This window comes from Methylobacterium mesophilicum (genome assembly GCF_022179445.1).
GTDB classification, from domain to species: domain Bacteria; phylum Pseudomonadota; class Alphaproteobacteria; order Rhizobiales; family Beijerinckiaceae; genus Methylobacterium; species Methylobacterium mesophilicum.
In genome coordinates, this window is sequence record NZ_BPQU01000025.1 from 59,151 (window position 1) to 82,260 (window position 23,110).

At 69.6% G+C, this 23,110-nt stretch carries 20 protein-coding genes; 5 read left to right on the forward strand and 15 right to left on the reverse strand.

Features of this window, described 5'->3' with window-relative positions; genetic code table 11:
- The first annotated feature begins 2 nt into the window (after positions 1-2).
- The 3 genes from MFF40_RS21240 to MFF40_RS21250 all read left to right on the forward strand — a co-directional run bounded on the left by MFF40_RS21240 (position 3) and on the right by MFF40_RS21250 (position 5,439).
- Positions 3-1,487: a sigma-54-dependent transcriptional regulator gene (locus MFF40_RS21240; RefSeq protein WP_147856610.1), complete on the forward strand. Its 1,485-nt coding sequence runs from the start codon at positions 3-5 to the stop codon at positions 1,485-1,487.
- Positions 1,488-1,730: 243 nt separating this feature from the next.
- A complete protein-coding gene (locus MFF40_RS21245; RefSeq protein ID WP_238262113.1) occupies positions 1,731-3,734 on the forward strand; it encodes a L,D-transpeptidase family protein in 2,004 nt (667 codons plus the stop codon).
- 196 nt (positions 3,735-3,930) lie between these two features.
- The gene (locus MFF40_RS21250) at positions 3,931-5,439 is read left to right on the forward strand and encodes a peptidoglycan L,D-endopeptidase MepK (protein WP_147897610.1); all 1,509 of its coding nucleotides are present in this window, start codon (positions 3,931-3,933) and stop codon (positions 5,437-5,439) included.
- 27 nt (positions 5,440-5,466) lie between these two features.
- Here MFF40_RS21250 and MFF40_RS21255 read toward each other — a convergent pair whose 3' ends face one another.
- The 15 genes from MFF40_RS21255 to MFF40_RS21325 form a co-directional block, all read right to left on the reverse strand.
- Complete coding sequence (locus MFF40_RS21255; RefSeq protein ID WP_147855265.1) at positions 5,467-5,718, reverse strand: hypothetical protein; 252 nt, start codon at positions 5,716-5,718, stop codon at positions 5,467-5,469.
- Positions 5,719-5,922: 204 nt separating this feature from the next.
- On the reverse strand, positions 5,923-8,613 hold the full coding sequence (ppdK, locus tag MFF40_RS21260; protein ID WP_147897611.1) for a pyruvate, phosphate dikinase: 2,691 nt from the start codon (positions 8,611-8,613) through the stop codon (positions 5,923-5,925).
- Positions 8,614-8,768: 155 nt separating this feature from the next.
- Positions 8,769-8,921, reverse strand: coding sequence for a DUF3096 domain-containing protein (locus tag MFF40_RS21265; RefSeq protein ID WP_147855263.1), 153 nt, complete (start codon positions 8,919-8,921; stop codon positions 8,769-8,771).
- A gap of 118 nt (positions 8,922-9,039) precedes the next feature.
- A complete protein-coding gene (pufC, locus tag MFF40_RS21270) occupies positions 9,040-10,152 on the reverse strand; it encodes a photosynthetic reaction center cytochrome PufC (RefSeq protein ID WP_147897612.1) in 1,113 nt (370 codons plus the stop codon).
- 10 nt (positions 10,153-10,162) lie between these two features.
- Positions 10,163-11,143 (reverse strand): photosynthetic reaction center subunit M, encoded by a 981-nt coding sequence (gene pufM / locus MFF40_RS21275; protein WP_147855261.1) that lies wholly within the window; start codon positions 11,141-11,143, stop codon positions 10,163-10,165.
- A 95-nt stretch (positions 11,144-11,238) separates the two neighbouring features.
- On the reverse strand, positions 11,239-12,063 hold the full coding sequence (pufL, locus tag MFF40_RS21280) for a photosynthetic reaction center subunit L (RefSeq protein ID WP_147855260.1): 825 nt from the start codon (positions 12,061-12,063) through the stop codon (positions 11,239-11,241).
- A gap of 83 nt (positions 12,064-12,146) precedes the next feature.
- Positions 12,147-12,335, reverse strand: coding sequence for a light-harvesting antenna LH1, alpha subunit (gene pufA / locus MFF40_RS21285; protein ID WP_058194393.1), 189 nt, complete (start codon positions 12,333-12,335; stop codon positions 12,147-12,149).
- A gap of 10 nt (positions 12,336-12,345) precedes the next feature.
- Positions 12,346-12,582: a light-harvesting antenna LH1, beta subunit gene (pufB, locus tag MFF40_RS21290; protein ID WP_147855259.1), complete on the reverse strand. Its 237-nt coding sequence runs from the start codon at positions 12,580-12,582 to the stop codon at positions 12,346-12,348.
- Between the two features lie 124 nt (positions 12,583-12,706).
- Positions 12,707-12,928 carry a hypothetical protein gene (locus MFF40_RS21295; RefSeq protein ID WP_187277756.1) on the reverse strand — a complete coding sequence of 74 codons (222 nt, stop codon included), beginning with the start codon at positions 12,926-12,928 and terminating at the stop codon, positions 12,707-12,709.
- Between the two features lie 35 nt (positions 12,929-12,963).
- Positions 12,964-14,430: a chlorophyllide a reductase subunit Z gene (gene bchZ / locus MFF40_RS21300; protein ID WP_238262115.1), complete on the reverse strand. Its 1,467-nt coding sequence runs from the start codon at positions 14,428-14,430 to the stop codon at positions 12,964-12,966.
- Positions 14,430-15,959 (reverse strand): chlorophyllide a reductase subunit Y, encoded by a 1,530-nt coding sequence (gene bchY / locus MFF40_RS21305; RefSeq protein WP_238262117.1) that lies wholly within the window; start codon positions 15,957-15,959, stop codon positions 14,430-14,432. The genes bchZ and bchY overlap by 1 nt, the downstream gene beginning before the upstream one ends.
- 3 nt (positions 15,960-15,962) lie before the next feature.
- Positions 15,963-16,967, reverse strand: coding sequence for a chlorophyllide a reductase iron protein subunit X (locus MFF40_RS21310; protein WP_147897615.1), 1,005 nt, complete (start codon positions 16,965-16,967; stop codon positions 15,963-15,965).
- Positions 16,964-17,902, reverse strand: coding sequence for a chlorophyll synthesis pathway protein BchC (gene bchC / locus MFF40_RS21315; RefSeq protein ID WP_238262119.1), 939 nt, complete (start codon positions 17,900-17,902; stop codon positions 16,964-16,966). Before bchC ends, MFF40_RS21310 begins: the two co-directional genes overlap by 4 nt.
- A 100-nt stretch (positions 17,903-18,002) precedes the next feature.
- Entirely contained in the window at positions 18,003-19,070 is a 1,068-nt protein-coding gene (locus MFF40_RS21320) for a methyltransferase (RefSeq protein ID WP_378994466.1), read from the reverse strand.
- 83 nt (positions 19,071-19,153) lie between these two features.
- Positions 19,154-20,023 carry a polyprenyl synthetase family protein gene (locus MFF40_RS21325; RefSeq protein WP_147897617.1) on the reverse strand — a complete coding sequence of 290 codons (870 nt, stop codon included), beginning with the start codon at positions 20,021-20,023 and terminating at the stop codon, positions 19,154-19,156.
- 109 nt (positions 20,024-20,132) lie between these two features.
- On the opposite strand from MFF40_RS21325, the gene crtD reads away from it, so the two are divergent.
- Both crtD and MFF40_RS21335 read left to right on the forward strand, forming a co-directional pair.
- Positions 20,133-21,668 carry a 1-hydroxycarotenoid 3,4-desaturase CrtD gene (crtD, locus tag MFF40_RS21330; RefSeq protein WP_238262122.1) on the forward strand — a complete coding sequence of 512 codons (1,536 nt, stop codon included), beginning with the start codon at positions 20,133-20,135 and terminating at the stop codon, positions 21,666-21,668.
- The gene (locus MFF40_RS21335; protein WP_147897619.1) at positions 21,665-22,525 is read left to right on the forward strand and encodes a carotenoid 1,2-hydratase family protein; all 861 of its coding nucleotides are present in this window, start codon (positions 21,665-21,667) and stop codon (positions 22,523-22,525) included. The genes crtD and MFF40_RS21335 overlap by 4 nt, the downstream gene beginning before the upstream one ends.
- Positions 22,526-23,110: the final 585 nt, after the last annotated feature.

The window sequence follows — 23,110 nt, forward strand, 5'->3', positions numbered from 1 at the left end:
CCATGTCCACCACCGTTCTCATCGTGGACGACGATCCGGTTCAGCGGCGCCTCGCCGAGGCGGCGGTGCGCCGGTTCGGTTTCAACGCACGCGTCGTGGAGACCGGCGCCGACGCGCTGACCGTGCTGAAGACCGAAGGTGCGGACGTGGTCCTCCTCGACCTGGTGATGCCGGGTCTCGACGGGCTCGGCGTGCTCGCCGAGATGCGCAGCAGCGGGCTCGACACGCCCGTCATCGTGCAGACCTCGAACGGCTCGATCGACGCCGTGGTCAACGCCATGCGGGCGGGCGCCGTCGACTTCGTGGTCAAGCCCGCCGGGGCCGAGCGGCTTCAGGTCTCGATCAAGAACGCCCTGCGGGTGGACGTGCTGGAGGAGGAGGTGCGCCGGATGCGTCGCCGCGCCTCCGGGGCGCTGACCTTCAAGGACCTGACGTCCAAGAGCCCCGACATGGAGCGGGTCATCCGCCTCGCCGAGCGCGCGGCCAAATCCAACATCCCGGTGCTGATCGAGGGCGAGTCCGGCGTCGGCAAGGAAGTGCTCGCCCGGGCGATCCAGGGGTCGGGCGACCGGCGCGGCAAGGCGTTCGTCACCGTCAATTGCGGTGCCATCCCGGAAAACCTCGTCGAGTCGACCTTGTTCGGCCACGAGAAGGGCGCCTTCACGGGCGCCACCGAAAAGCATGCCGGCAAGTTCGTCGAGGCCTCCGGGGGCACCCTGTTCCTCGATGAGATCGGCGAACTGCCCCTGGACGCGCAGGTCAAGCTGCTGCGCGCGCTTCAGGAAGGCGAGGTCGATCCGGTCGGCGGCAAGCGCTCCGTACGGGTCGACATCCGCCTGGTCTCAGCCACGAACCGCTCGCTGCTCGACCTCGTGAAGCAGGGCAAGTTCCGCGAGGACCTCTATTACCGCCTCAACGTCTTCCCGATGACGCTGCCGCCCCTGCGCGCCCGCCGCGAGGACATCCCGGATCTGGTGCGCTCGTTCTGTGCCCGGTTCTCGGCGGAAGAGGGCAAGCGGGTCCGCGCGATCACCCCGGAGGCGATGGCGCTGCTCACCCGCTATCCCTGGCCGGGCAACGTCCGCCAGTTGGAGAACGCCCTGTTTCGCGCCGTGGTGCTCGCCGATTGCGACGAGCTGACCGTGGCCGAGTTCCCGCAGATCGCCGCCCAGGTCGAAGGGTTCGACGTCCGCATCCCGGCGGCGCCCACCCAGCCGCAGATGCCGGCCTACGCCCCCGAGCCGGTGCGCGAGATCGTCAGGGTCGAGGTCCGCGACCCGCATGCCATGTCGCTGGTCACCGAGGAGACCGGCGAGATGAAGACCATGGATGTGCTGGAGGCCGAGATCATCCGCTTCGCGCTGCAATTCTATCGGCAGCGCATGTCCGAAGTGTCCCGCCGCCTCGGAATTGGCCGATCCACCCTCTACCGCAAGCTGAAGGACCTCGGCCTGGAAGGCGACGAGAAGGCCGAGGACGCCGCCTAGCCAGGGCGGGGTGCGCTAGCGCACCGGGCGTTTCCTAGAGCGCCGGCCTGACGAACGACTTCGCGGCTCTGTCGAGCCCACAGGACCGACCAAACGACAACACATCGTTTGCCATTCCGATAAGATGTTTCGGCGCAAGAACTGAAGACTAGACGACGAAGACTGCAGTTGCTCAACGCCACGCTTGAGCGGATAATCACAATCTGAGCGTGCGGCCCTGCCGCCGCGTCCCGGGAGATCACGATGCGCGTCCCGCGCTCCAGCCTCGTCGCGCTGGCCGCCCTACTGACCGGATCGCTGGCCTCGGCCGGCGCGCTCGGCGCCGAGACCGCCACGCTCGACCCGGCGGTCCTCGGCACGCCCGCGCACCCGGCCGAGCCCGCGCAAGCGGCCCCGACCGGGTCCGATCCGGTCTCGACCGCCCTGCCCGACTACAAGCCCGAGGCGCCGAAACCCGAGCCGGCTCCGGCGCCGGTCGTGACGGCACCCGTCGCGCCGGCCGATCCGCTCGGCGCCGCGATCTTCGCGCGGTTCACCGACACCGCGCCGCTGCTGCTTCGCCTCACCGGCAAGGACCGTGACGCGATGCGCGCGTTCTACGAGGCACGGGCCTACAAGCCGCTCTGGATTGCCGACGGCGGCTGGACCGATGCTGCCAAATCGGTCTCTGCGCGCCTTGCCGCGGCTGCCGAGGACGGGCTCGACGCCCGGGCCTACACGGTCCCGAACCTTGCCGGAACGCCTGACGCGAAGGCTGTGGCCGACGCCGATCTCCGGCTCTCGGCGGCGGCTCTGCTATACGCCAAGGACGCCCGGGGCGGCCGCATCAACCTGGCTTCCATCTCCCGCCTCATCACCCCGCAGCTCGATCTGCCCGATGCCGGTGCGGTCCTGACAAAGCTGTCCGAGGCAGGCGCCAACCCTGGCGAGGCCCTCCAGGCCTACAATCCCTCGACGACCGGCTACCAGGCGCTGAAGACACGGCTTGCCACCCTGCGCGGACCGGCCCCGACCGCCGTCACGCCGTTGCGCCTGCCCCCGGGTCCGGCCCTGAAGACCGGCATGCGCGATCCGCGGGTGCCGCTGCTGCGCGCGCATTTCGGGCTCGAGACGCGCCCGGCCGGGACGCTCGACCGCGCGCCCGGCGAGCCGGAGGATTACGACGCGACGGTGGCCGACGCGGTGGCGAAGTTCCAGCGCGGCCGCGGCCTGCCAGGCAACGGCGTGCTGAACGTCCAGACCGTCCTGGCACTCGCCGATGCCGGCCGGCCGGCGCGCGCGAGCGGCAGCGAGGCCGAGCTGATCGTCAACATGGAACGCTGGCGCTGGCTGCCCGGCGACCTCGGCCCCGACTACATCCTGGTCAACATCCCGGAGTACCGCCTGCGCGCCTATCGCGGCGGTAGCCTGCGCGACGAGGCCCGCGTGATCGTGGGCAAGCCGGAATCGCGCACGCCGCTGTTCTCCGGATTGATGGAATACGCGGTGGTGAATCCGTCGTGGTACGTGCCGCCCTCGATCCTGAAGACCATGGCGCCCAAGCTCGCCGGCTACGGCGGCAAGACATGGGGCGGCTACGAGGTGGTCCGCCGCGGCGGCCACGTCTCGCTGCGTCAGCCGCCGGGCGAGCGCAACGCGCTCGGCTTCATCAAGTTCATGTTCCCGAACCAGCACGCGGTCTACCTGCACGACACGCCGAACCGGTCGTTGTTCTCCGCGGCCAAGCGCGATTTCAGCCATGGCTGCGTCCGCGTCGACGACCCCTTCCGCCTGGCCGACGCCGTGCTGCCGGACTGGTCCGAGGCGCGGCTCAAGAAGCTGATCGGCAAGGGCGAGCGCACGATCCGGCTGCCCGCGAAGCTGCCGGTGCATCTGGCCTACTTCACAGCCTACGTGGACGACGGCGGCACGTTCCGCACCCTCCCCGATCTCTACGGGTACGACGCGCCGATGCGCGCCGCGCTCGGCTTGCCCGGCGGCGGCGGACCGGCGATCGCCAAGCTCCCGGAGGAGAAGGCGCGCCGGAAGCCCGAGGCCGCACCCGTGGCCCAGGCCCATCCGGCGCCCCGCCGCGAAGCCGCGCGCCCCCGGCGTTACGCCGACCCGGAGCCGAGCGCGCGTTACGACGAGTACGACTCGCCGCGGCGGCACGTTCGCCGGTCGGCCCGCGCCGACGGGGCGCCGGAATACGGTGAACCCGGCCTGTGGACGCCGGCACCGGCGCCGGTGTCGCGCGGTTGGTGGTAGTTCGACCACCGGGATTCGACCTCAACTCTCAGGTGCGCGGCCACACAGCCGGGCACGATTTCGCCACGGTCCAGCCTTAGCCGTTTCCCTCGCAGACTCAGGCGAAGGGGAGCGCTGTCGGCCGTCATGGGCCGATCGCTGCGACCGGACATCCGCCGGGCACCCTTTGCGGGTTCGGGAGAGGATCAGGACCACCGTGCCGAGCCTTCGCAGAACCGCCCGACACCTCGTCCTCGCCCTGTGCGGCACGGCCCTCGGCTTGATCGCCGGAACGGTCGAGACCGAGAACGCGGTGGCCAACGGCGATACCCGCACGCTCACGATCTACCACACGCATACCAAGGAGAGCGCGACCATCACGTTCAAGCGCGATGGCCGGTACGACCGCGCGGCCCTGGAGCAGATGAACTGGCTCCTGCGCGATTGGCGCGTCAACGAGCCGATCAAGATGGACCCGCGCCTGTTCGACACGGTCTGGGAGGCCTACCGGCAGGTCGGCGCGACCCAGCCGATCCACGTCGTCTCGGCCTATCGCTCGCCCGGCACCAACGCGATGCTGCGCCGCCGCTCCCGGATGGTCGCCGAGTTCAGCCAGCACATGCTCGGCAAGGCGATGGACTTCTACCTGCCCGAAGTCTCGATCGACCGGATCCGCGAAGTCGGGCTGCAGATGCAGCGCGGCGGCGTCGGCTGGTATCCGCATGCCGGCACGCCCTTCGTCCATCTCGACGTCGGCTCCGTGCGGATGTGGCCGCGCATGACCCACGACCAGCTCGCCCGGCTGTTCCCGGACGGCAAGACCGTCCACCTTGCGAGCGACAACCGCCCGTTCCCGCGCTACGAGGAGGCGAAGGCCGAGATCCTGTCGCGCGGCGGCACCGTCGCCGGCCTCACCACCCAGATGGCGAGCGGCGAGGAGGAGGACGGGCCCGGCCTGTTCGGCTTCCTGGCAAGCCTGTTCGGCGGCGGATCCTCCACACCCGAGCCCGCCGCGGCCCCGCCGCCGGCGCCCGTCGCGAAGAGAGGCCGCCAGGCGCCCGTCGTCGCGGTCGCCAGCGCCGATCCGCAGGATCCGGTCGGCACCCGCGCCGCCCTGGCCTACGCCGCGCCGACGGCGGACGACACGCTTCGCAGCACGCTGACCCGCCAGGATCAGACGAGGACCGACGTCAATCCGCCGGTCGATGCACGGGCCCTGCTCACCGTGGAGAAGCCGTCTACGGGCGCCGACGAGGCCGTGGCGGGGATTCTCGCACCCCTGCCGCCGCGCCGGCCCTCCGGGTTCGCCGTCGTGGCGGCGGCCGCCATCACCATGCCGTTGCCGCCGCCGCGTCCTGTCCAGTTCGCCTCGATCGCGGGCGGCATGGCCAACCTGTCGGCTCCGACCGCAACGCGGGCTCTGACCAAGGATACTGCCGTCGAGCCGGCACCGCGGCGCCCCCTGGTGGCGGCCGATGCAGACGCGAAGGCGCAGTTGCGCTCCCTGTTCGAGGCGGCGTCCACCGGTCCGGTCACCGCGCCGGCAAGCCGCAACGCCCCGGTTCGCGTTGCCGCCACGCGTCTACGCGAGGCCGCGCCGGATGCAGTCGTGGCGGCAAGGCCGGGACCGGTGGCGACCAAATTCAGCGCGAAGAGCCCCGGCGACGAACTCACGGCGGCGCGGTTCACCGGCTCGGCTACGCGCACGACGGCCGGAACGCGCTGAGACCGGGATGGGTGGGAAAGCCTGCGCTCAGCGCAACGGCTTGGAGAGGTTGATCGCCAGGGCGGAGACCAGGGTCGCGGCGTAGCCGTCGTCCTGCGTGTCGGCGATACGCTCGGCCTCGCCGCCGCTATTGGCCGCGACCGACATCATCAGCATCACGGCGGTGGTGATCGCCCCGAGGCCGGCGACCGTCGCGACGTAGGCCCGCACGGCCGCCCGCGGGACGGGAGCCGCCTGGCCGGCGTCGACGTAGAGCGAAGGTGGGCTGCGGGGAATCATGGCTGGTGATTCTGGCGCCTGACACTGGGCCCGGCACGGAGCGATGTGCACCTCGCGCGACCGGCCGGATCAATTAGTAAACGTGCCGTTCTAGGCCCGGTTCAACAGCCGCAAACGCTTTTTCAACAGTGTTTCATCGGTCCTGGTTGACGGCCGGTATCGACGGCGGCGACCCGCCCCCGATACCGGCCGCGGATAGCCGGCTCAGCCTTCCTTGCCTTGCACCTTGCCGAGGGCCGCCTGGGCCGCCGCGAGGCGGGCGATCGGCACCCGGTAGGGCGAGCAGGAGACGTAATCGAGCCCGACCTCCTGGCAGAAGCCGATCGACGCCGGGTCGCCGCCATGCTCGCCGCAGATCCCGAGCTTGATGTCCGGACGTGTGGCCCGGCCGCGCTCGACGCCGATGCGGACCAGCTCGCCCACGCCCTCCTGGTCGATGGTGATGAACGGGTCGGCCGCCAGGATCCCCTTCTGGGTGTAGGGACCCAGGAAGGTCGCCGCGTCGTCGCGGGAGATGCCGAGCGCCGTCTGGGTCAGGTCGTTGGTGCCGAACGAGAAGAACTCGGCGGTCTGGGCGATCTCACCGGCCTTGAGCGCCGCCCGCGGCAGCTCGATCATGGTGCCGACCTGGTAGTCCAGGGTGGCGCCCTTCTCCTCGGACACCGCCTTGGCCATGGCGTCGATCCGCGCCTTCACGATGTCGAACTCCATGCGGGTGAACACCAGCGGCACCATCACCTCGGGGGTGACGGGGCTGCCGGTATCGGCGGCGGCCTGCACGGCGGCCTCGAAGATCGCACGGGCCTGCATCTCCGCGATCTCCGGGAAGGCGATCGCCAGGCGGCAGCCGCGGAAGCCGAGCATCGGGTTGTGCTCGGACAATTCCCGCATCCGGTGGCGGATCTTGTCCTCCGATACGCCGGTCGCCTTCACGACCTCGGCGACCTCGGCATCGGTATGCGGCAGGAACTCGTGCAGCGGCGGATCGAGCAGGCGGATCGTCACCGGCAGGCCGGACATGATCGTGAACAGCTCGACGAAGTCCTGGCGCTGATAGGGCAGGATCTTCGCGAGCGCCGTCCGGCGGCCCTCGGCGTCGTCGGCCAGGATCATCTCGCGGACCGCGATGATGCGGTCGCCCTCGAAGAACATGTGCTCGGTGCGGCACAGGCCGATCCCTTCCGCGCCGAAATTCCGCGCGGTGCGGGCGTCGGTCGGCGTGTCGGCGTTGGCCCGCACCTTCATGCCGCGGAACTGGTCGGCCCATTCCATCAGGGTCGCGAAGTCGCCCGACAGCTCGGGCTCCAGCATCTTCACCTCACCCTGGATCACCTGGCCGGTGGAGCCATCGATGGTGATCCGGTCGCCGGCCTTGAGGGTGGCGTCGCCGACCTTCATGGTCTGGGCCTTGTAGTCGATCCGGATCGAGCCGACGCCGGAGACGCAGGGCTTGCCCATGCCGCGGGCGACCACCGCCGCGTGGCTGGTCATGCCGCCGCGGGTGGTCAGGATACCCTCGGCGGCGTGCATGCCGTGGATGTCCTCGGGCGAGGTCTCGATGCGTACGAGGATGCACTTGCGCTCGGCCTTGCGCAGGGCCTCGGCGTCCTCGGAGTTGAACACGATCTCGCCGGTGGCCGCCCCGGGGGAAGCCGGCAGGCCGGAGGCGATGACCTTGCGGTCGGCCTTCGGGTCGATCGTCGGGTGCAGCAGCTGATCGAGGGCGGAGGGCTCGACCCGGCCGATCGCCTCCTCGCGGGAGATCAGCCCCTCGCCTGCCAGATCCACGGCGATGCGCAGGGCCGCCTTGGCCGTGCGCTTGCCGTTGCGGGTCTGGAGCATCCAGAGCTTACCCTTCTCGATGGTGAACTCCATGTCCTGCATGTCGCGGTAATGCGCTTCCAGGATCCCGTAGATCCGGGTCAGCTCCGCGTAGCTCTCGGGCATGGCCTTCTCCATGGAAGGCTTGTCGCTTTCGGCCTCGATCCGGGCCTTTTCCGTGATGTTCTGCGGCGTGCGGATACCCGCCACCACGTCCTCGCCCTGCGCGTTGATCAGGAACTCGCCGTAAAGCGCCTTCTCGCCGGTGGAGGGATTGCGGGTGAAGGCGACGCCGGTGGCGGAGGTGTCGCCCATGTTGCCGAACACCATGGCCTGGACGTTGACGGCCGTGCCCCAGCTTTCCGGGATGCTGTTCAGCTCGCGGTACTTCTTGGCCCGCGGGATCATCCAGGAGTTGAACACCGCGCTGATCGCCCCCCAGAGCTGGTCCTCGGCGACCTGCGGGAAGTCGGAGCCGTGCTCGTCTCGGACGATCTTCTTGTAGGTCTGGATCAGGGTCTTCCAGTCCTCGGCGCCGAGCTCCGTGTCGAGGTCGTAGCCCTTGCCTTCCTTGTAGTGCTCCAGCGCCTCCTCGAAGGCGTGGTGCTCAACGCCGAGCACCACGTTCGAATACATGGTGATGAAGCGGCGGTAGGAATCGTAGGCGAAGCGCTCGTCGTCGGCCTCCTTGGCCAGCGCCAGCACGGTCTGGTCGTTGAGGCCGAGGTTCAGGACCGTATCCATCATGCCCGGCATCGACGCACGGGCACCCGAGCGCACGGAGACCAGGAGGGGGTTGGCGGCATCGCCGAACTTGCGGCCGGTCAGTGTGCCGATCTGGTCCAGCGCGGCGGCGACCTGGCCCTTCAGCTCCGGCGGATAGGCCTTGCCGTTGTCGTAGTAGGAGGTGCAGACCTCAGTCGTGATGGTGAAGCCGGGGGGGACGGGCAGGCCGAGGTTGCACATCTCGGCCAGGTTGGCGCCCTTGCCGCCGAGGAGGTCGCGCATCTGCGACTTGCCCTCCGCCTTGCCGTCGCCGAAGGCGTAGACCCACTTCGCGCTGCCGGTCGCCATGTCGAACCCGTCCGTGTCTGATGCCCGGCACAGGCCGAGCTGATGGGCGCGGGTTGGACCATCCCGCAGCGCAACGCAAGATGAACGCATTGCGGGCTTGTGCGCGCGCGACTGACGCGCAGCGAAGTCTGTCAGGGATCGCGCGCGGACAGGCCTTACGAGAAGCCGCGCAGCAGCCCGAGACCAATCACGCCGACCACGATCAGGTAGATCGCCACGATGTAATTGAGGAGGCGCGGTGCGATCAGGATCAGGATACCGGCCAGGATCGCGATGATCGGTTGTAGGTTCGAGATGGTGATGGTCACGGGCGCCTCCGGGGGCCGAGCTCGGCCGTCCACAACCGACGTCCGTACAGCATGGCGGTTCCCTGTAGCTGGAGCGTGACGAAGCGCCGGATCGTCTCCGGCGCTTCGTGTGGTGGCGTCAGGGCTTCGACGGCTTCAGGGCCGGCGTATTGGTGCCCGGGATCGGATCCTTCGCCTCGCCGGTGGGTAGGCTCGCCTCGATGGTCGGATGCGAGAGTTCCGGATAGGGGCCGATCACGTTGGCGCCGTTGAGGGGCTTGTTCGCGCCATTGTGGCAGGTTGCGCAGTTGATCTTCGGCACGTCGCCCAACGCACCGAGCCTGTTGCGCGGGAAGGTCGAGGTCAGCGGTTCCATGAAGTCCTGGTTCAGGTCCCGCACCATGCGGATGCCGTACCAGGCATGGATCCGGTTAGGCGTGCTGGTGTCCCACTGTGCGACCGACCGGGTGTTGTGGCAGAACGTGCAGTTCACCCCGAGCGATTGCGACATGCTGATCATGATCGCGAAGGTCTTCTCCGCGTCCTGGATCGGCTTGCCCTTGGTCTCGGGCAGCACCGTGGTGCCGTTGACCCGCACCGCGTCCTCGGGCGTGTCCTTGTGCTGGTAGAACGCCTGGTAGACATCGTAGGGCAGCGAGGTGTTGCCGACCTCCGCGGAGGCCATGTTCTGGCTGTTGTTGCGTGGCTTGAACCGGCCCTCGCCCTGGACGGGACGGTCGAACCAGATGTTGGCCGGAACCGGATTGCCCCGGTGGCAGGTGTAGCAGGTCACGCCCGCCTCGTGGACGTGTTTCTCCTTCCAGGACGTGTTGATCGTCTGGGTCATCTGCAGCATCCGACGGGCGACCCGCTTCTGGTACAGCTCGTCGGACGCCATGTTCTCGGTGCTGTGGCAGTAGGTGCAGCCCTGCTGGGGCGCCACCCACTCCGTGATCGACACCATCAGCCGGTTGAACTGCTCGGCCGAGAGGTCGCCCAAGACCTGCACGTTCTCGTAGACCGCCGAGGCCTTGTCGCCGCCGGCATCGGCCGGGTCGGCGGGGGCCGGGGCGACGTTGGCCGCCGCGAGCGCCTCGTTGCCGGCCCGGGTACGGATCAGGTCCATGCCGGTGCCGCGGAAGCCGGTCTGCTTGGCCGCCATGGGGGGATGGGTCCAGCCCGCGCCCCCGAACATCGCGATGGTGAGGAACAGGGCGAGCGCCCCGCCGACCACCGCCAGAATCGTCTTCATGACGGCCTCCTCACGGCTTCATGCCGGGTGCGAGATGGGCGGGGTCGACGATCGGGCCGTAGACCTGCGGATAGGACGGGGCGACGCCGTGCTTGACGGCCCAGAGGTACCAGTTGTCGACCACGGTACCGGTGAGCAGGATGCCGATGCCGCCAGTCAGGGTGGTCAGCACCGCGAACCACCACGCCCAGCGGTGGATGGATTCCATCGTGGCGTTGAAGCCCATGGTCCAGCGCCAGAACAGGGCGGCGCGCTCGGTGGCTGTGCCGCGATCGACGATCTGGTCGATCTCGCGGTCGGCGCCGTAGCGGGAGCAGGCCAGGATGGTGCCCCCGTGCATCGCGAACAGCAGCGTCGATCCGTACAGGAACGTGATCGAGAGCATGTGGAACGGGTTGTAGAACAGGTTGCCGTAGCGGAGCGAGAATGCCGCTGTCCAATCGAGGTGGGGGAAGATCCCGAACGGCACCGCCTCGGACCAGGAACCCATCAGGACCGGCCGGATGAAGCCGAGGACCAGGTAGAGCCAGATCGCCGAGGCGAACGCCCACGGCACGTGGGTGCCCAGCCCGAGCGCCCTGGCCCGGCGGTAGAGGTGGACCCACCAGAGCAGGATCGAAGTGGTGAGGAAGAAGCCGGCGATCAGCCACCAGCCGCCCTCGTTGAGCGGGGGCAGCACCTTGAGCCCGTATTTCGGCAGTGGCGGTTCCAGAGCAAGCCAGGGCAATTGCCGCACGAACTGCACCGGATCCCAGTTCACCGAGGCCCACATGTTGAGCCCGATGATCTCGAAGGCGATCAGCCCGCAGACCATGGACAAGGCCGCGACGTAGCCGATGTAGATCGGACCGACCTGGCTGTTGCCCAGCAGGCCGAACAGGTAGCTGTTGAACGGCTTGCCGACCCGTTCGTTCGAGCTCACCGGGACGCCGTTCTCCGGCTCCAGCGGGCGCACCTGAACCTGGGTGAAGATATTCTGGTAATAGGCCATCGCCCGCCCTCCCCCCGGTCGTCCGCACGGTTCATGCGGCGCCGGCCTGGATCATTGGTATCGGTTCGCCCGATTCTCGGCGGGCGACGGGTATCTCAGCGCCAGACCGGCAGGTTGAGCCACCAGCCCCACCATTGCGGCCAGCCCTGCGTCCAGAACGGCCCGCTGATCACGATGCAGACCGCGCTCCAGAAGCCCGCCGACAGCGCCAGGAACAGGCCGAGGCGGTGGATGCCCAGCGTGCCGATCGAGTAGCCGATCGTGTCGCGGAAGAACGTGTCCTCGTGCTCCGGGGTCTTCACGGTCTCACCCTTCTTCGGGTTGGTCGCCGAGAGGATGAGGCCGCCGTGCATGGCGAGCGCCAAGGTGGTCGTGAAGAAGAACGTCACGGCCAGCATGTGCGCAGGATTATAATGGAAGTGTAGATACTGATATCCGGTGTTCGACACCCAATCGAGGTGACTGAGGATGCCGTACGGGAACCCATAGCCCCAGGCGCCCATGAGGAACGGCCGCACCACGACGAGGGTGAAATAGGCGAAGATCGCCATGCCGAAGGCCGCCGGCACGTGGTAGCCGATGCCGAGCTTCCGACAGATCTCGACCTCGCGCATCATCCAAGAGACGAACGACCCGAGCGCGCAGAACGTGATGATCTGCCAGAGGCCTCCCTCTTTCAGCGGTGCGAGCTTCAGCCCGTAACTGATGTCGGGCGGCGCGATGTTGATCTGCCAGACGTTCCAGGTCGGCCCGATCGCGGCGCCGTAGATGACCAGCGCGGTGCCCAGCACCGTGAAGAACAGCCCGGTGACGCCGAAGAATCCGACGAAGAACGGCCCGACCCAGAAGTCGAACAGGTCGCCGCCGAGCAGCGTACCGCCGCGGATCCTGTACTTTCGCTCAAAGCTCAGCATCGCCATGGCGGACACTCCTCAGCCCGGCCGCAATTTTTTGGGGTTTTTGGACCGCGGCCCCTAGGAGTCGCGGTCCCGGCCAGCCTGGATCAGGCGGGCATGCTCGGCAGAACGAGCGTGATGTTGCTCGCCGCCTTGTTCGCCTTCGGACCTTCCAGCCAGTTGAACCGGTCGGTCGAGAGCAAGATGAAGTGGATCAGCAGCGCAAGGATGAAGAGAAAGGTGAACAGAGCCACCAGCGTGCGCCGCGGATCGAACAGCAACCAGACCTTATGCATTCGATCCTCCTCAGCCGATCATCGTGACGAGGGCGCGGGCCGCATCGGTGACGCCTTCGAGAGAAGCGTAGCCCTGCGGTCCGGGAAGCCACGGACGCCACATCCACACCAGGATGTGGGCGACCACGGCAATCGCCGTGAAGATGAGGAAGCTCGTCAGGAAGATCGCGTGGAACTCCTTGGCTTCCGGTTCCGTCAACCCGGACAGGCTGCTCGGTCTTTCTGTTGCAACGGGTCCACCGGCCATCGTTCAGACCTCCGTGTGTTGGCCGCACTCCTTGCGAAGGGCGACGGGTGCTGCCGTGGTGCTCAAGGCGGTCACGGCTTGACTTCCCCCGCGTCACCGGACGGAAGCGTCTCGATCAGGGCGTTCAGCCCATGAAAGCGAAAGGAATCGTCTGGACCGCCATCGCGCGGGCTTCGCCGAACACGGAGCGGTGCGCCGGCGCGATGCCGGAGCGGGACGCGGCCCGGGCCGGCTTGAAGCGGGCGAACGCGGCGGCGGCCAGGAAGCACGGATAGGTCGCGGCCAGGATCAACCGGAACTGAAGGGCTTCATGATGCAGGCGGGCGGTCGGGACCATCGTGCGCATCGTCAGGTCTCCTCTGGGGGGAACGGAAAGGCGGCTCATGCGGGGATCCCCCCGGCAAGATCGGCTCGGGCGCGCGCCACATGGGCGGGGGCCACGGCAGCGGATTCGGTCGTGCGGGCGGCGCGCTCGGCCGCGTCGCGCAGACGCTTGGCGGCGGAGATGCGGGCCAGAACCGGCTGCGCCTCGACCAGCTCGTCCAGCGCCGCGCGGGCGGCTTCGTCCCAGGGCAGCTCGCGATGGCGGCGCGCCGGGGTCGCCTCGACCTTGTCCATGTCGCGGGCGAGCGGCAGGATGTGGAAGAGCGTGTCGAACAGGGCGTTGCAGACTTCCTGGACCAGGTAGGTCGCGCCGGCAAAACCCATGAACGGCGTGCCGGTGTGCCGCCGGATGATGGCGCCGGGGAACGAGGCCGGGATGTAGGTGGCCCGGGCTCCGCATTCCGCGAGGTACATCCGCTCGTTGAACGAGCCGAACAGCACCAGCGGAGTCTTCTCCGCCACGGCCTTGCGCACCGCGTCGTTGTCGGGCTTCTGGCCGGCCGAGCGGCTGAACGCGAAGTTGCAGGGCAAGCCCATCTCGTCTTCGAGGAAGTGCCGCACGCCGCGGGCGTAGGTCTCGGTCGCGACGATCCCGAAGCTGGCGGTCCCGAAGAAGTCCTGCGTGACCGAGCGCCAGAGGTCCCAGACCGGCTTGATCGTGGTGTGGCGCTCGCGCTCGATGAACGGCTCCGGGTCGAGACCGAGGATCGCGCCGAGCGAGCGCAGGAACTTGGTGGTTGAGAGGATGCCGATCGGCGCCTGCAGGTAGGGCCGCTCCAGATCTTCGCAGAGCAGACGGCCGAACTCGCGGTAGAGACAGATGTTGGCGTCGGCGTTGACGAGCTTGGGCACGTCCGCGAGGTGCGAACCCAGCGGAAAGGTCAGATTCACGTCGGCCCCGATCCCTTCCACCAGGCGCCGGATCTCGGCGAGGTCGGAGGGCATGTTGAAGGTGCCGTAGGCCGGGCCGATGATGTTCACCCGCGGGCGCTCGCCGGATTTCTTCTCGGGACGCGCCGGGATGCCCTTCTTGGCGAACTTCTTGGCGGCGTATTCCTGCCAGAGCCAGCGTATGGCGCGGTCGGCAGCCTGCCACTGGTCCTCGTCGATGGTGCGCGGCAGGAAGCGCTGGAGGCCGGTGCCCTCGGGGGTCACGCCGCCACCGATCATCTCGGCGATCGAACCGGTGACCACCACGCTGGGCTGGCCCGGATCGAGGGTGGCGTGGGCGCGCTTCATCGCCCCCTCGGTGCCGTGGCGGCCAAGTTCTTCCTCGGCGAGGCCGGTGACGACGATCGGCAGCTCGTGCGGCGGCAGCGCATCGGTGTAGTGGAGCACCGAGGTGACCGGCAGGTTCTCGCAGCCGACCGGGCCGTCGATGACGACCTGCAGGCCCTTGATCGCCGTGAAGACGTAGACGGCGCCCCAGTAGCCCCCGGCCCTGTCGTGATCGAGGATCAGCATTACACCATCTCCCCGATCGGCTTCATCGGGCCTTCGATCTTCGGACCCTGCCGCCGCTGCGGCGTGTCCTGCCAGACGCCGGCGGAGAAGCCGGTGCCGACGCCCTCGAAGAAGTCGCGCATCGCGTCGAAGCGGGGCTTGTTGGCCAGGGCGGCGTTGATCACCCGCGCCAGGGAGCCGGCTCCTGCCGCGCCCATGAGCGGGCGCGCCGAGATCAGGTTGGTGAAGTAGAGGGCGGGCGTGCCGCGCTCCTTGGCCTTCTGCACCACCGGCGTCGTGCCGATGGCCAGATCCGGCTTCAGCGCGTCGAGGGCGTAGAGGTCGTCCTCGAGGGAGGCCCGATAGCGAACTTCGGTACCGCGGGCTTCCAGCCAGTCGCGATCGGCCTCGGACCACGGCGTACGCGGACAAGCGGTGCCGACATACGGGACCTCGGCCCCGCTTTCCACGAGGAGCCGCGCGACTAGCAGTTCCGAACCCTCGTAGCCCGAAAGCGTGATCCGGCCCTTGATCGGCATGGCGGCAAGCGCGCCGCGGATGCCGGGCAGGAGCTGGTTCTTGGCCGCCTCGACGGTGGCCCGGGCGACGCCGCAGGCCTCACCGATCCGGTCGAGCCAGTCGGCAGTGCCGTCGACCCCCACCGGGGCGGAGCCGACCACCGGTCGGCCGGCGGCTTCGAACTCGCGGATCGAGGCCGTGTAGAACGGGTGGATCGCGGCGACCGCGGTGCAATCGAGGGCAGAGTAGAGTTCGCGCCATTCGCGGGTCGGGACCACCGGCCCGGCCGCGAGGCCCAGAGGCTCCAACAAGGCGGCGATCACCACCGGGTCGGCCGGGAAGATCTCGCCGAGCAGAGCCACGCTCGGGCGCTCCGAACGGCCGCCGCGTGGGGTCGCGACCGGCCCCTGCTCGGCCTCGGTGCGGGCGACCTTCAGCATCGCGCCGGCGAGCACGTCCTTGGCCTCGGCATGGGTCGGAACCCCGAATCCCGGGACGTCGATGCCGATCACCCGGACGCCGTCGATCTCCTTCGGCAACAGGCGGAGCGGGACGCCGGAGGCGGTGGGGACACAGAGGTTGATGACGACCACGGCGTCGTAATCCGCGGGCTTGGCCGTGGCGAAGACCGCATCGCGGATGTCCTCGAACAGCTTGCCGGTGACCAGCGTCTCCGAGTTGAACGGCACGTAGCCGACGCTGCGCCGGGCACCGTAGAAATGCGACGTGAAGGTCAGTCCGTAGACGCAGCAGGCCGACCCGGACAGGATCGTGGCGGTGCGGCGCATGCGCAGGCCGACCCGGAGCGAGCCGAAGGCGGGACACATGCTCTGCGGCTGGTCGTGCGGACCCTGCGGATAATCCTCCCGCAGCTTCGCCAGCGTCTCCGACATGCCGGCCGCCTCGGCGGCCGCCCGCATCGCGTCCTTGCCGGCGTGGCAGCCGAGCCCGTCGCCCTGGGTGGCGGCGAGGTCGACGGGCGCGGAGGCTTTGCGGGCGCGCAGATCGGCGATGTCGAGGGAGACGGCCATGCCCTAGACCTCGTCGTAGACGACTTCGAGGGACGGCTTGGTCACGTGGGCGACGCCGCACATGTCCTCGTGAGTCGCCGGGACCAGGACCACGTCGCGGCCGGTGACGTCGCTCGAGAACAGGCCGAGCAGCCCGTCCTGCGTGAGCGGGGTCGGCCGGTGCGGCGCCGCCGTCGCGACGTTGGCGGCCAGGTCCGAGAACAGGCTGCCCCAGCGGCTCTCCGGCCGACCGATGATCTCGTAGTTCGCGCTCTTGCGGCGGATGTCGTCGTCGGCCGGGATCGAGGCCAGGACCGGGATGCCGGCGGCGTCCGCGAAGGCCTGGGCTTCGCCGGTGCCGTCGTCCTTGTTGATCACCAGGCCGCCGACGCCGACATTGCCGCCGAGCTTGCGGAAATACTCGACGGCCGAGCAGACGTTGTTGGCGACGTAGAGCGATTGCAGGTCGTTCGAGCCGACGACGATGACCTTCTGGCACATGTCCCGGGCGATCGGCAGGCCGAAGCCGCCGCAGACCACGTCGCCCAGGAAGTCCAGGAGGACGAAGTCGAAGCCCCAGTCGTGGAAGCCGAGCTTCTCCAGCAGTTCGAAGCCGTGGATGATGCCCCGGCCGCCGCAGCCGCGCCCGACTTCGGGGCCGCCGAGTTCCATGGCGTAGACGCCGTCGCGCTTGAAGCAGACATCGCCGATCGCCACCGCCTCGCCGGCGAGCTTCTTCTTGGTCGAGGTCTCGATGATGGTCGGGCAGGCCTTGCCGCCGAACAGCAGGGAGGTTGTGTCGCTCTTCGGGTCGCAGCCGATCAGCAGGACCTTCTTGCCCTGTTGGGCCATCATGTAGCTGAGGTTGGCCAGGGTGAACGACTTGCCGATGCCGCCCTTGCCGTAGATCGCGATGATCTGCGTCTCCTTCTTCGCCGGCGCGGTGGAGACCGCATCCGGCTCGATCGCCGCCTCGGCGCGGAGTTGGGTGGCCTGGTCGAGGGCGGCCTTGTTGAGCTGAACGTTCACGCGGCGTCCCTCCAGTCGAGAATCATCTTGAGGCAGGCGGGATCGGCGAAGGCGGTGCGGTACGCGTCCTGGGCTTGCGCCGCCGGGGCGCGGTGGGTGATCAGCCCATCGAGAGAGAGCCGGCCGCCTTCGATCAGAGCCGTGACGGCCGCGAGGTCGTCGGGGCGGAACTCGGCCGAGATCCGGATCCGGGCCTCCCGCATGAAGGCAGGCGGGAAGGCGAAGGACAGCGGCGCCTCGTAGAAGCCGGCGAGCACGATCTCGCCGCCGGGTGCGAGGTGGGCGATCAGCCCGTCGAGGCCGGAGGCGTCACCGCTGACATCGGTGATCACCGCATAGTCGCGCCGGGCATCCTCGTCCGGCGCCAGAACCGCGTAGCCGGTGGCACCGTCCCGCCGGGTCGGATCCGTCTCCCAGACCGTCGGGTCTGCGCCGACGGCGACGGTGAGGCGAGCCAGCAGACGCCCGAGCACGCCGTGCCCCACGATCAACGGCGTGGAACCGGCGGCGACGCCGCCGAGCGCCCGGTAAGCCGTGGCGGCGAGTGCGATCAGGCAGGCGCGGTCACCCAGTGCCGGATCCACCGACACGAGGCGGGCGGCGGGGGCCACGAGATGGGAGGCGGCGCCGCCGAACAGGCCGCGGACGGCGCCGAAGCAGCGGGCGCCGGGAACGAAGACGGTTTGGCCGACCCGGACCGGCGCGTCGGCGGCGGCTTCGACCACCGTGCCGACCGACTCGTAGCCCGGAACCAGCGGGTAGCCCATGCCGGGGAACGGCGGCATGCGGCCCGACCAGAGAAGTCGCTCGGTCCCGGTGCTGATGCCGCTCCAGCTGACCGCGATGACCGCGTCCGCCGCTCCGGCAGGTGTCAAGGGCAGGCGGGAGACCGCCAAGCGCTCCGGACGTTCGAGGATGACGGCGAGAGCGTCCATGACTGGAATATTCCGCCCGCTGTTTGTGCGACTCTCGCTTGTGCGGAACCGCTATGTGTCATCCTAGATAGACACATTGCTGCGTCAAGTCATTCTTACTCTAACGCGCGTCTTTCTGCGCGACGATCAGTCGGGTGAGGAGCGGACGGCGCGTCCGATGCTCCCGCGCAATCGTGAAACCGGCCCTGCGCAACATGGCTTGGAGTTCCTCGGCGCGGCGCGGCCGGCCGGAGCCCATGGCGAGGAGGTAGAAGCCGAAATACGCGTCGCCGACCGGCTCGGCGCCGGGCGTGCCGGCCATGGGCTCGGCGAGGATCAGGGTCCCGCCCGGGGGAAGCGCCGCATGCGCGGCGGCGAGCAGCGCCAGGGCCGGGCCATCGTCGTGATCGTGGACGATCCGCACCAGGGAGATCGTGTCGGCACCCACCGGTAGGCCGTCGTGGAAGCTGCCGCCGCGGCAGGCGATCCGGTCGGCAAGCCCCGCCTGCGCGAGCCGCTCGGAGGCCCGGCCGGCCACGGCCGGGAGGTCGAACAAGGTCAGGGCCAGGCCGGTATGCCGGGTCGCCACGGCCTGCAGGAAAGCACCCTCGCCGCCGCCGACATCCATCAGGTGCCGGCTTCGCGACAGGTCGCAGGCATCGAGCACGTCGTCGGCGATCAGCGCCTGGGAGGAGCCCATCAGGCCGCCATAGGGCGCCACCGCGTCCGCGTCGGCGGCTTTGCCGGCGGCGTAGGGCCAGTAGCGCGCGAGCCGGGTCGGCGCCGCCGTCCCACGCAGGAGCGCCACCGGATCCGCGAGGTCGGCGTAGAGCAGCGCGTGGTGCTCGATCATCGCGGCGATGCCGGGATTGCCGTTCAGGGCGGCCCCGAGATCGGCGAGGCCGAACCGGTCGCCGGGGAGCGCCCGGACGAGGTCGAGGGAGGCGGCGGCGTGCAGCAGGCGGCGCGCGTTCTCGACCGGGAGATCGAGGCGAAGCGCCAGCGCGTCGAGGGCCAGCGGCCCTTCGGCCAGGACCCGGAACAGGTCGAGGCGGACGCAGGCCGTCAGCACCTGCGCGTAGACGAAGCCGGCGCAGAGATCGAACAGCGCCCGCGTGTTCTTCCGGGCGATGCCCCGGGTCAGCGGAAAACCCGCCGCCCAGCGCTGGAAGCGCGGGCTGGCCACCAGGCGGTTGCGCAGGCCGAGCCAGCGGTCCCGGAGCGAGGGCGCAGCCGACGAGGCTGCGCCGGGGCGCGGGACCGAGCCGGCGGTCAGGCCGGCACCGCGCGCAGGCTCGCGGGCAGGAACAGCCGCGCCTGCGCCTCGATCTCGGCAGTGAGTCGGGCCACGCCCGGGCAGGCCGGGATCGCCGCCACCGCTTCCCGGGTGAGCCGGGACAGGCGGTCCAGGGCGCCATCGGTGCCCAGCAGGGCGGCGGCATTGGGGCGGCCGAGGGTGGCGTCGCGGCCGGCGGGCTTGCCGATCTCCTCCTGGCGGCAGGCGACGTCGCGCAGGTCGTCGGCGACCTGGTAGGCCTCGCCCAGGCATTCGCCGAGGCGCCGCCAGGGTTCCGGATCGGCCCCCGCGGCGGCGGCGCCCAGCACGGTTGCGGCGGCGAACAGGGCGCCGGTCTTGGCCTGCTGGTAGTCGCTGAGGCTGATATGCGCTTCGGATTCCCAGGCCTGGCCGGCCGCGATGCCGTTGGGGGAGCCGGCAGCGCGCCCGAGGAGGCCGACCAGGCGGGCGAGCCGCACCGGATAGGGGCCGGCGGCCCGAGCCAGGGTTTCGAAGGCGAGCACGATCAGGGCATCGCCGGCCAGCACCGCGACCGGCTCGCCGAAGGCGATGTGGACGGTGGGCTTCTGCCGGCGCAGGGGGGCGTCGTCGAAGCAGGGCAGGTCGTCGTGGACCAGGGAGGCGCAGTGCAGCAGCTCGATCGCGGCGGCGGCGGCTTCCGAGGCGGCCGGATCGTCGTCGCCGCAGGCATGGGCCACCGACAGGCACAGGCGCGGGCGAATGCGGTGTCCACCGGGGAAGACGGCGTAGCGCAACGCTTCAGCCAAAAGGGGCGGCGCACCCGGCGCCTCGGCATAAGCCACGGCGCGATCCAGCGCCTGTTCGATCCGCCGGCCCGACTCCATGGCGCGCCTCCCGTGTTATCATCGGTTGTCAGCGACAAGTGTCATTTCTTATTGACACTTTGCAGACCGGAGATCAATCCCAATCGGTGGCGCAAGTGCGAGGTTGAGCGTGGCGCAGGACCGCGTCGTCGTGATCGGAGCCGGGATCGGCGGTCTGGCCGCCGCCTTACGGTTGGCGCATGCCGGCCTGTCGGTCACGGTGGTTGAGCGCGCCGCACGGCCCGGCGGCAAGATGGCCAGCGTTCCAGTCGGCCAACTCTTCGTCGAAACCGGTCCGACCGTGTTCACGATGCGATGGATCTTCGAAGAATTGTTCGCCGAAGCCGGCGCAGACTTCGTCGATCACGCGAAGCTAACGCCCGCGAGCCTCCTCGCCCGGCACGCCTGGTCGCAAGATGCGCGTTTGGACCTGTTCGCTGATCCGGAAGCGTCGGCGGCGGCGATCGCCGAGTTCGCCGGCCCCCGGGAGGCCGACGGCTACCGCCGGTTCTGTGCCCGGTCGGCCGAGGTCTACCGGACCCTGGAAGGTCCGTTCATCCGCGAGGGCCGGACCAGCCCGACCGGCCTGGCGCAGCGGGTCGGGATCTCGGGCCTCGGCGACCTCTGGCGGATCCAGCCGTTCGCGACGCTGTGGTCGGCGCTGGGGACGTTCTTCCGCGATCCGCGGCTGCTGCAATTGTTCGGGCGCTACGCCACCTATTGCGGCGCCTCGCCGTTCACCGCGCCCGCGACCCTGATGCTGGTGGCGCATGTCGAGCAGGCGGGGGTCTGGACCGTGGCCGGCGGCATGAGCGCGCTCGCCGGGGCGGTCGCGGACCTGGCGACGCAGCGCGGCGCCACGTTCCGATTCGGGATGCATGTGGACCGGATCCTCACCGAGGGCGGCCGGGTCTCCGGCGTAGTCCTGTCCGATGGCGAGCGGATCCCGGCGGACACCATCGTCTGCAACGCCGACGCGGCGGCGCTCGGCGCCGGGCTGTTCGGCCCGGAGGCGGCACCGATGGGCGAGCGGCTGGCGCCGGCCGAGCGCTCGCTCTCCGCCGTCACCCTGTGCCGGGCGGCGGTCCCGCGGGGATTTCCGCTGGCCCACCACAACGTGTTCTTCTCGGACGACTACCGGGCGGAGTTCGACACGATCCTGCGGCGGCGCCGCCTGCCCGACGACCCGACCATCTACATCTGCGCGCAGGACCGGACCGAGACGGGCGCCGCGCCCGCCGGGCCGGAACGCCTGCTGATGCTCGTCAACGCTCCGGCGGACGGCCGCGAGCGCCCGCTGACGCCCTCGGAGATCGCCCGATGCGAGACGAATCTGAACCGCCGGCTGGAGGCCTGCGGGCTGACCTTCGCGGAAACCCTGCCCCCGGTGGTGACGGACCCGGCCGGGTTCGAGAGCCGGTTTCCCGGGAGCGCGGGGGCGCTCTACGGCCGGGCGCCGCAGGGCTGGGCCTCGACCTTCAAGCGGGCGGGCGCCCGGACGGCGTTGCCGGGGCTGTACCTGGCGGGGGGCACGATCCATCCCGGCCCGGGCGTGCCGATGGCGGCGCAATCGGGCCGGCTGGCAGCGGCGGCGATCCTGCAGGACCGCGATTCGACGGCCCGGTCGCGCAAGACGGCTACGCGTGGTGGTACGTCGATGCGGTGAGCGACGACGGTCGCCAGGGGCTGACGATCATCGCGTTCATCGGCAGCGTGTTCTCGCCCTACTACGCGTGGAGCGCCGACAAGAACCCGTTCGCGCACTGCGCCATGAACGTGGTGCTGTACGGCGACCGCACCCGCTTCGCCATGACCGAGCGCGGCGCCGGAAGCCTGTCGCGCAGCCGCCACCACATCGCCATCGGCCCCAGCGCGATGGAATGGGACGGCACCGCCCTGACGGTCCGGATCGACGAGCGCGGCGCTCCCCTGCCCCACCGCATCCGCGGCACGGTGCGCCTGGAGCCGCGGGGCTTCACCCCCGGGCCGTTCCACCTCGACCCGGGCGGGCGCCACCGCTGGTGGCCGATGGCGCCGTCCTCGCGGGTCGAGGTCGCGTTCGACAGGCCGGACCTGCGCTGGACCGGCAGCGGCTACTTCGACACCAACGACGGCGACGAGCCCCTGGCCTCGGCCTTCACCCGCTGGACCTGGTGCCGGGCCGACCTGCCGGACGGGGCCGCGATCCTGTACGACGTGCGCCACCGCGGCGGCGGCGGCCAGAACCTGTCGCTGCGCTTCGCCCACGACGGCAGCCGCCGCGAGATCCGCCCGCCGCTGGCCGCCGCGCTGCCGGCCACATCGTTCTGGCGGATGCCCCGGGAGACCCGTAGCGACGACGGCCGCTCCCGGGTGCTCACCACCTTCGAGGACACGCCGTTCTATTCCCGCTCCCTGCTGGCCTCCACGCTCGGCGGCGAGCCCGTGCGGGCGGTGCACGAGAGCCTCTCCCTCGACCGCTTCCGCAACCCGCTGGTGCAGCTGATGCTGCCGTTCCGGATGCCCCGGCCGTATCAGGGGTGATTTTTTCGGGGGATGCGTTCGGTCCGGGCGGATGCGCGATAGCCTACCCCGTCATTCCGGGGCCGCGAAGCGGAGCCCCGGAATGACGGGGTGTAGGTTCGACATCACGTCTTGAATGCGATCGCACCGGACGGCCGAAGCGCAGCCATGTTCAGGTCGTGCTCGCTCTCCCATCGCGTCAAGACAGAACCATCGGCCCCGAACCACCCACCCTCAACCGCATTCTGAGAAACTGTGAGCCTTTCGATCGATCGCCCTTCTATTTCCCATGCACCCGACGCCTTAGCGGCGCCGGACGGGCGTATACCCCCGGCACGAGCGGCGGGTCCCCTCTCCCGTGCGGGCTACGACGTTCACGCATCGGCTCTCATAGGGCGCGACAAGCCCCCTCTCCCGTGCGGGAGAGGGTTGGGGTGAGGGACCAGGTCTTTCCGGAGATGTCGCATCCCTCACCCTGTCCCTCTCCCGCACGGGCTTGGATGTTCACACATCGTCCTCGGTCAGGCCCGACGCGCTCTCCTCCCCCTTGTGGCAGGGGAATCGCATTTGGCAGCGGGGTCTTTCGGCGAAGCGCGAACTGGATTC

Bases quoted from the DNA above. Each gene is read 5' to 3' on its own strand.
- pufL (WP_147855260.1), bottom strand. From the start codon at position 12,063: ATGGCGATGCTGAGCTTTGAGCGAAAGTACAGGATCCGCGGCGGTACG.
- MFF40_RS21245 (WP_238262113.1), top strand. From the start codon at position 1,731: ATGCGCGTCCCGCGCTCCAGCCTCGTCGCGCTGGCCGCCCTACTGACC.
- MFF40_RS21295 (WP_187277756.1), bottom strand. From the start codon at position 12,928: ATGCGCACGATGGTCCCGACCGCCCGCCTGCATCATGAAGCCCTTCAG.
- MFF40_RS21240 (WP_147856610.1), top strand. From the start codon at position 3: ATGTCCACCACCGTTCTCATCGTGGACGACGATCCGGTTCAGCGGCGC.
- pufA (WP_058194393.1), bottom strand. From the start codon at position 12,335: ATGCATAAGGTCTGGTTGCTGTTCGATCCGCGGCGCACGCTGGTGGCT.
- pufC (WP_147897612.1), bottom strand. From the start codon at position 10,152: ATGAAGACGATTCTGGCGGTGGTCGGCGGGGCGCTCGCCCTGTTCCTC.
- ppdK (WP_147897611.1), bottom strand. From the start codon at position 8,613: ATGGCGACCGGCAGCGCGAAGTGGGTCTACGCCTTCGGCGACGGCAAG.
- MFF40_RS21255 (WP_147855265.1), bottom strand. From the start codon at position 5,718: ATGATTCCCCGCAGCCCACCTTCGCTCTACGTCGACGCCGGCCAGGCG.
- pufM (WP_147855261.1), bottom strand. From the start codon at position 11,143: ATGGCCTATTACCAGAATATCTTCACCCAGGTTCAGGTGCGCCCGCTG.
- pufB (WP_147855259.1), bottom strand. From the start codon at position 12,582: ATGGCCGGTGGACCCGTTGCAACAGAAAGACCGAGCAGCCTGTCCGGG.
- bchC (WP_238262119.1), bottom strand. From the start codon at position 17,902: ATGGACGCTCTCGCCGTCATCCTCGAACGTCCGGAGCGCTTGGCGGTC.
- MFF40_RS21325 (WP_147897617.1), bottom strand. From the start codon at position 20,023: ATGGAGTCGGGCCGGCGGATCGAACAGGCGCTGGATCGCGCCGTGGCT.
- bchY (WP_238262117.1), bottom strand. From the start codon at position 15,959: ATGGCCGTCTCCCTCGACATCGCCGATCTGCGCGCCCGCAAAGCCTCC.
- bchZ (WP_238262115.1), bottom strand. From the start codon at position 14,430: ATGCTGATCCTCGATCACGACAGGGCCGGGGGCTACTGGGGCGCCGTC.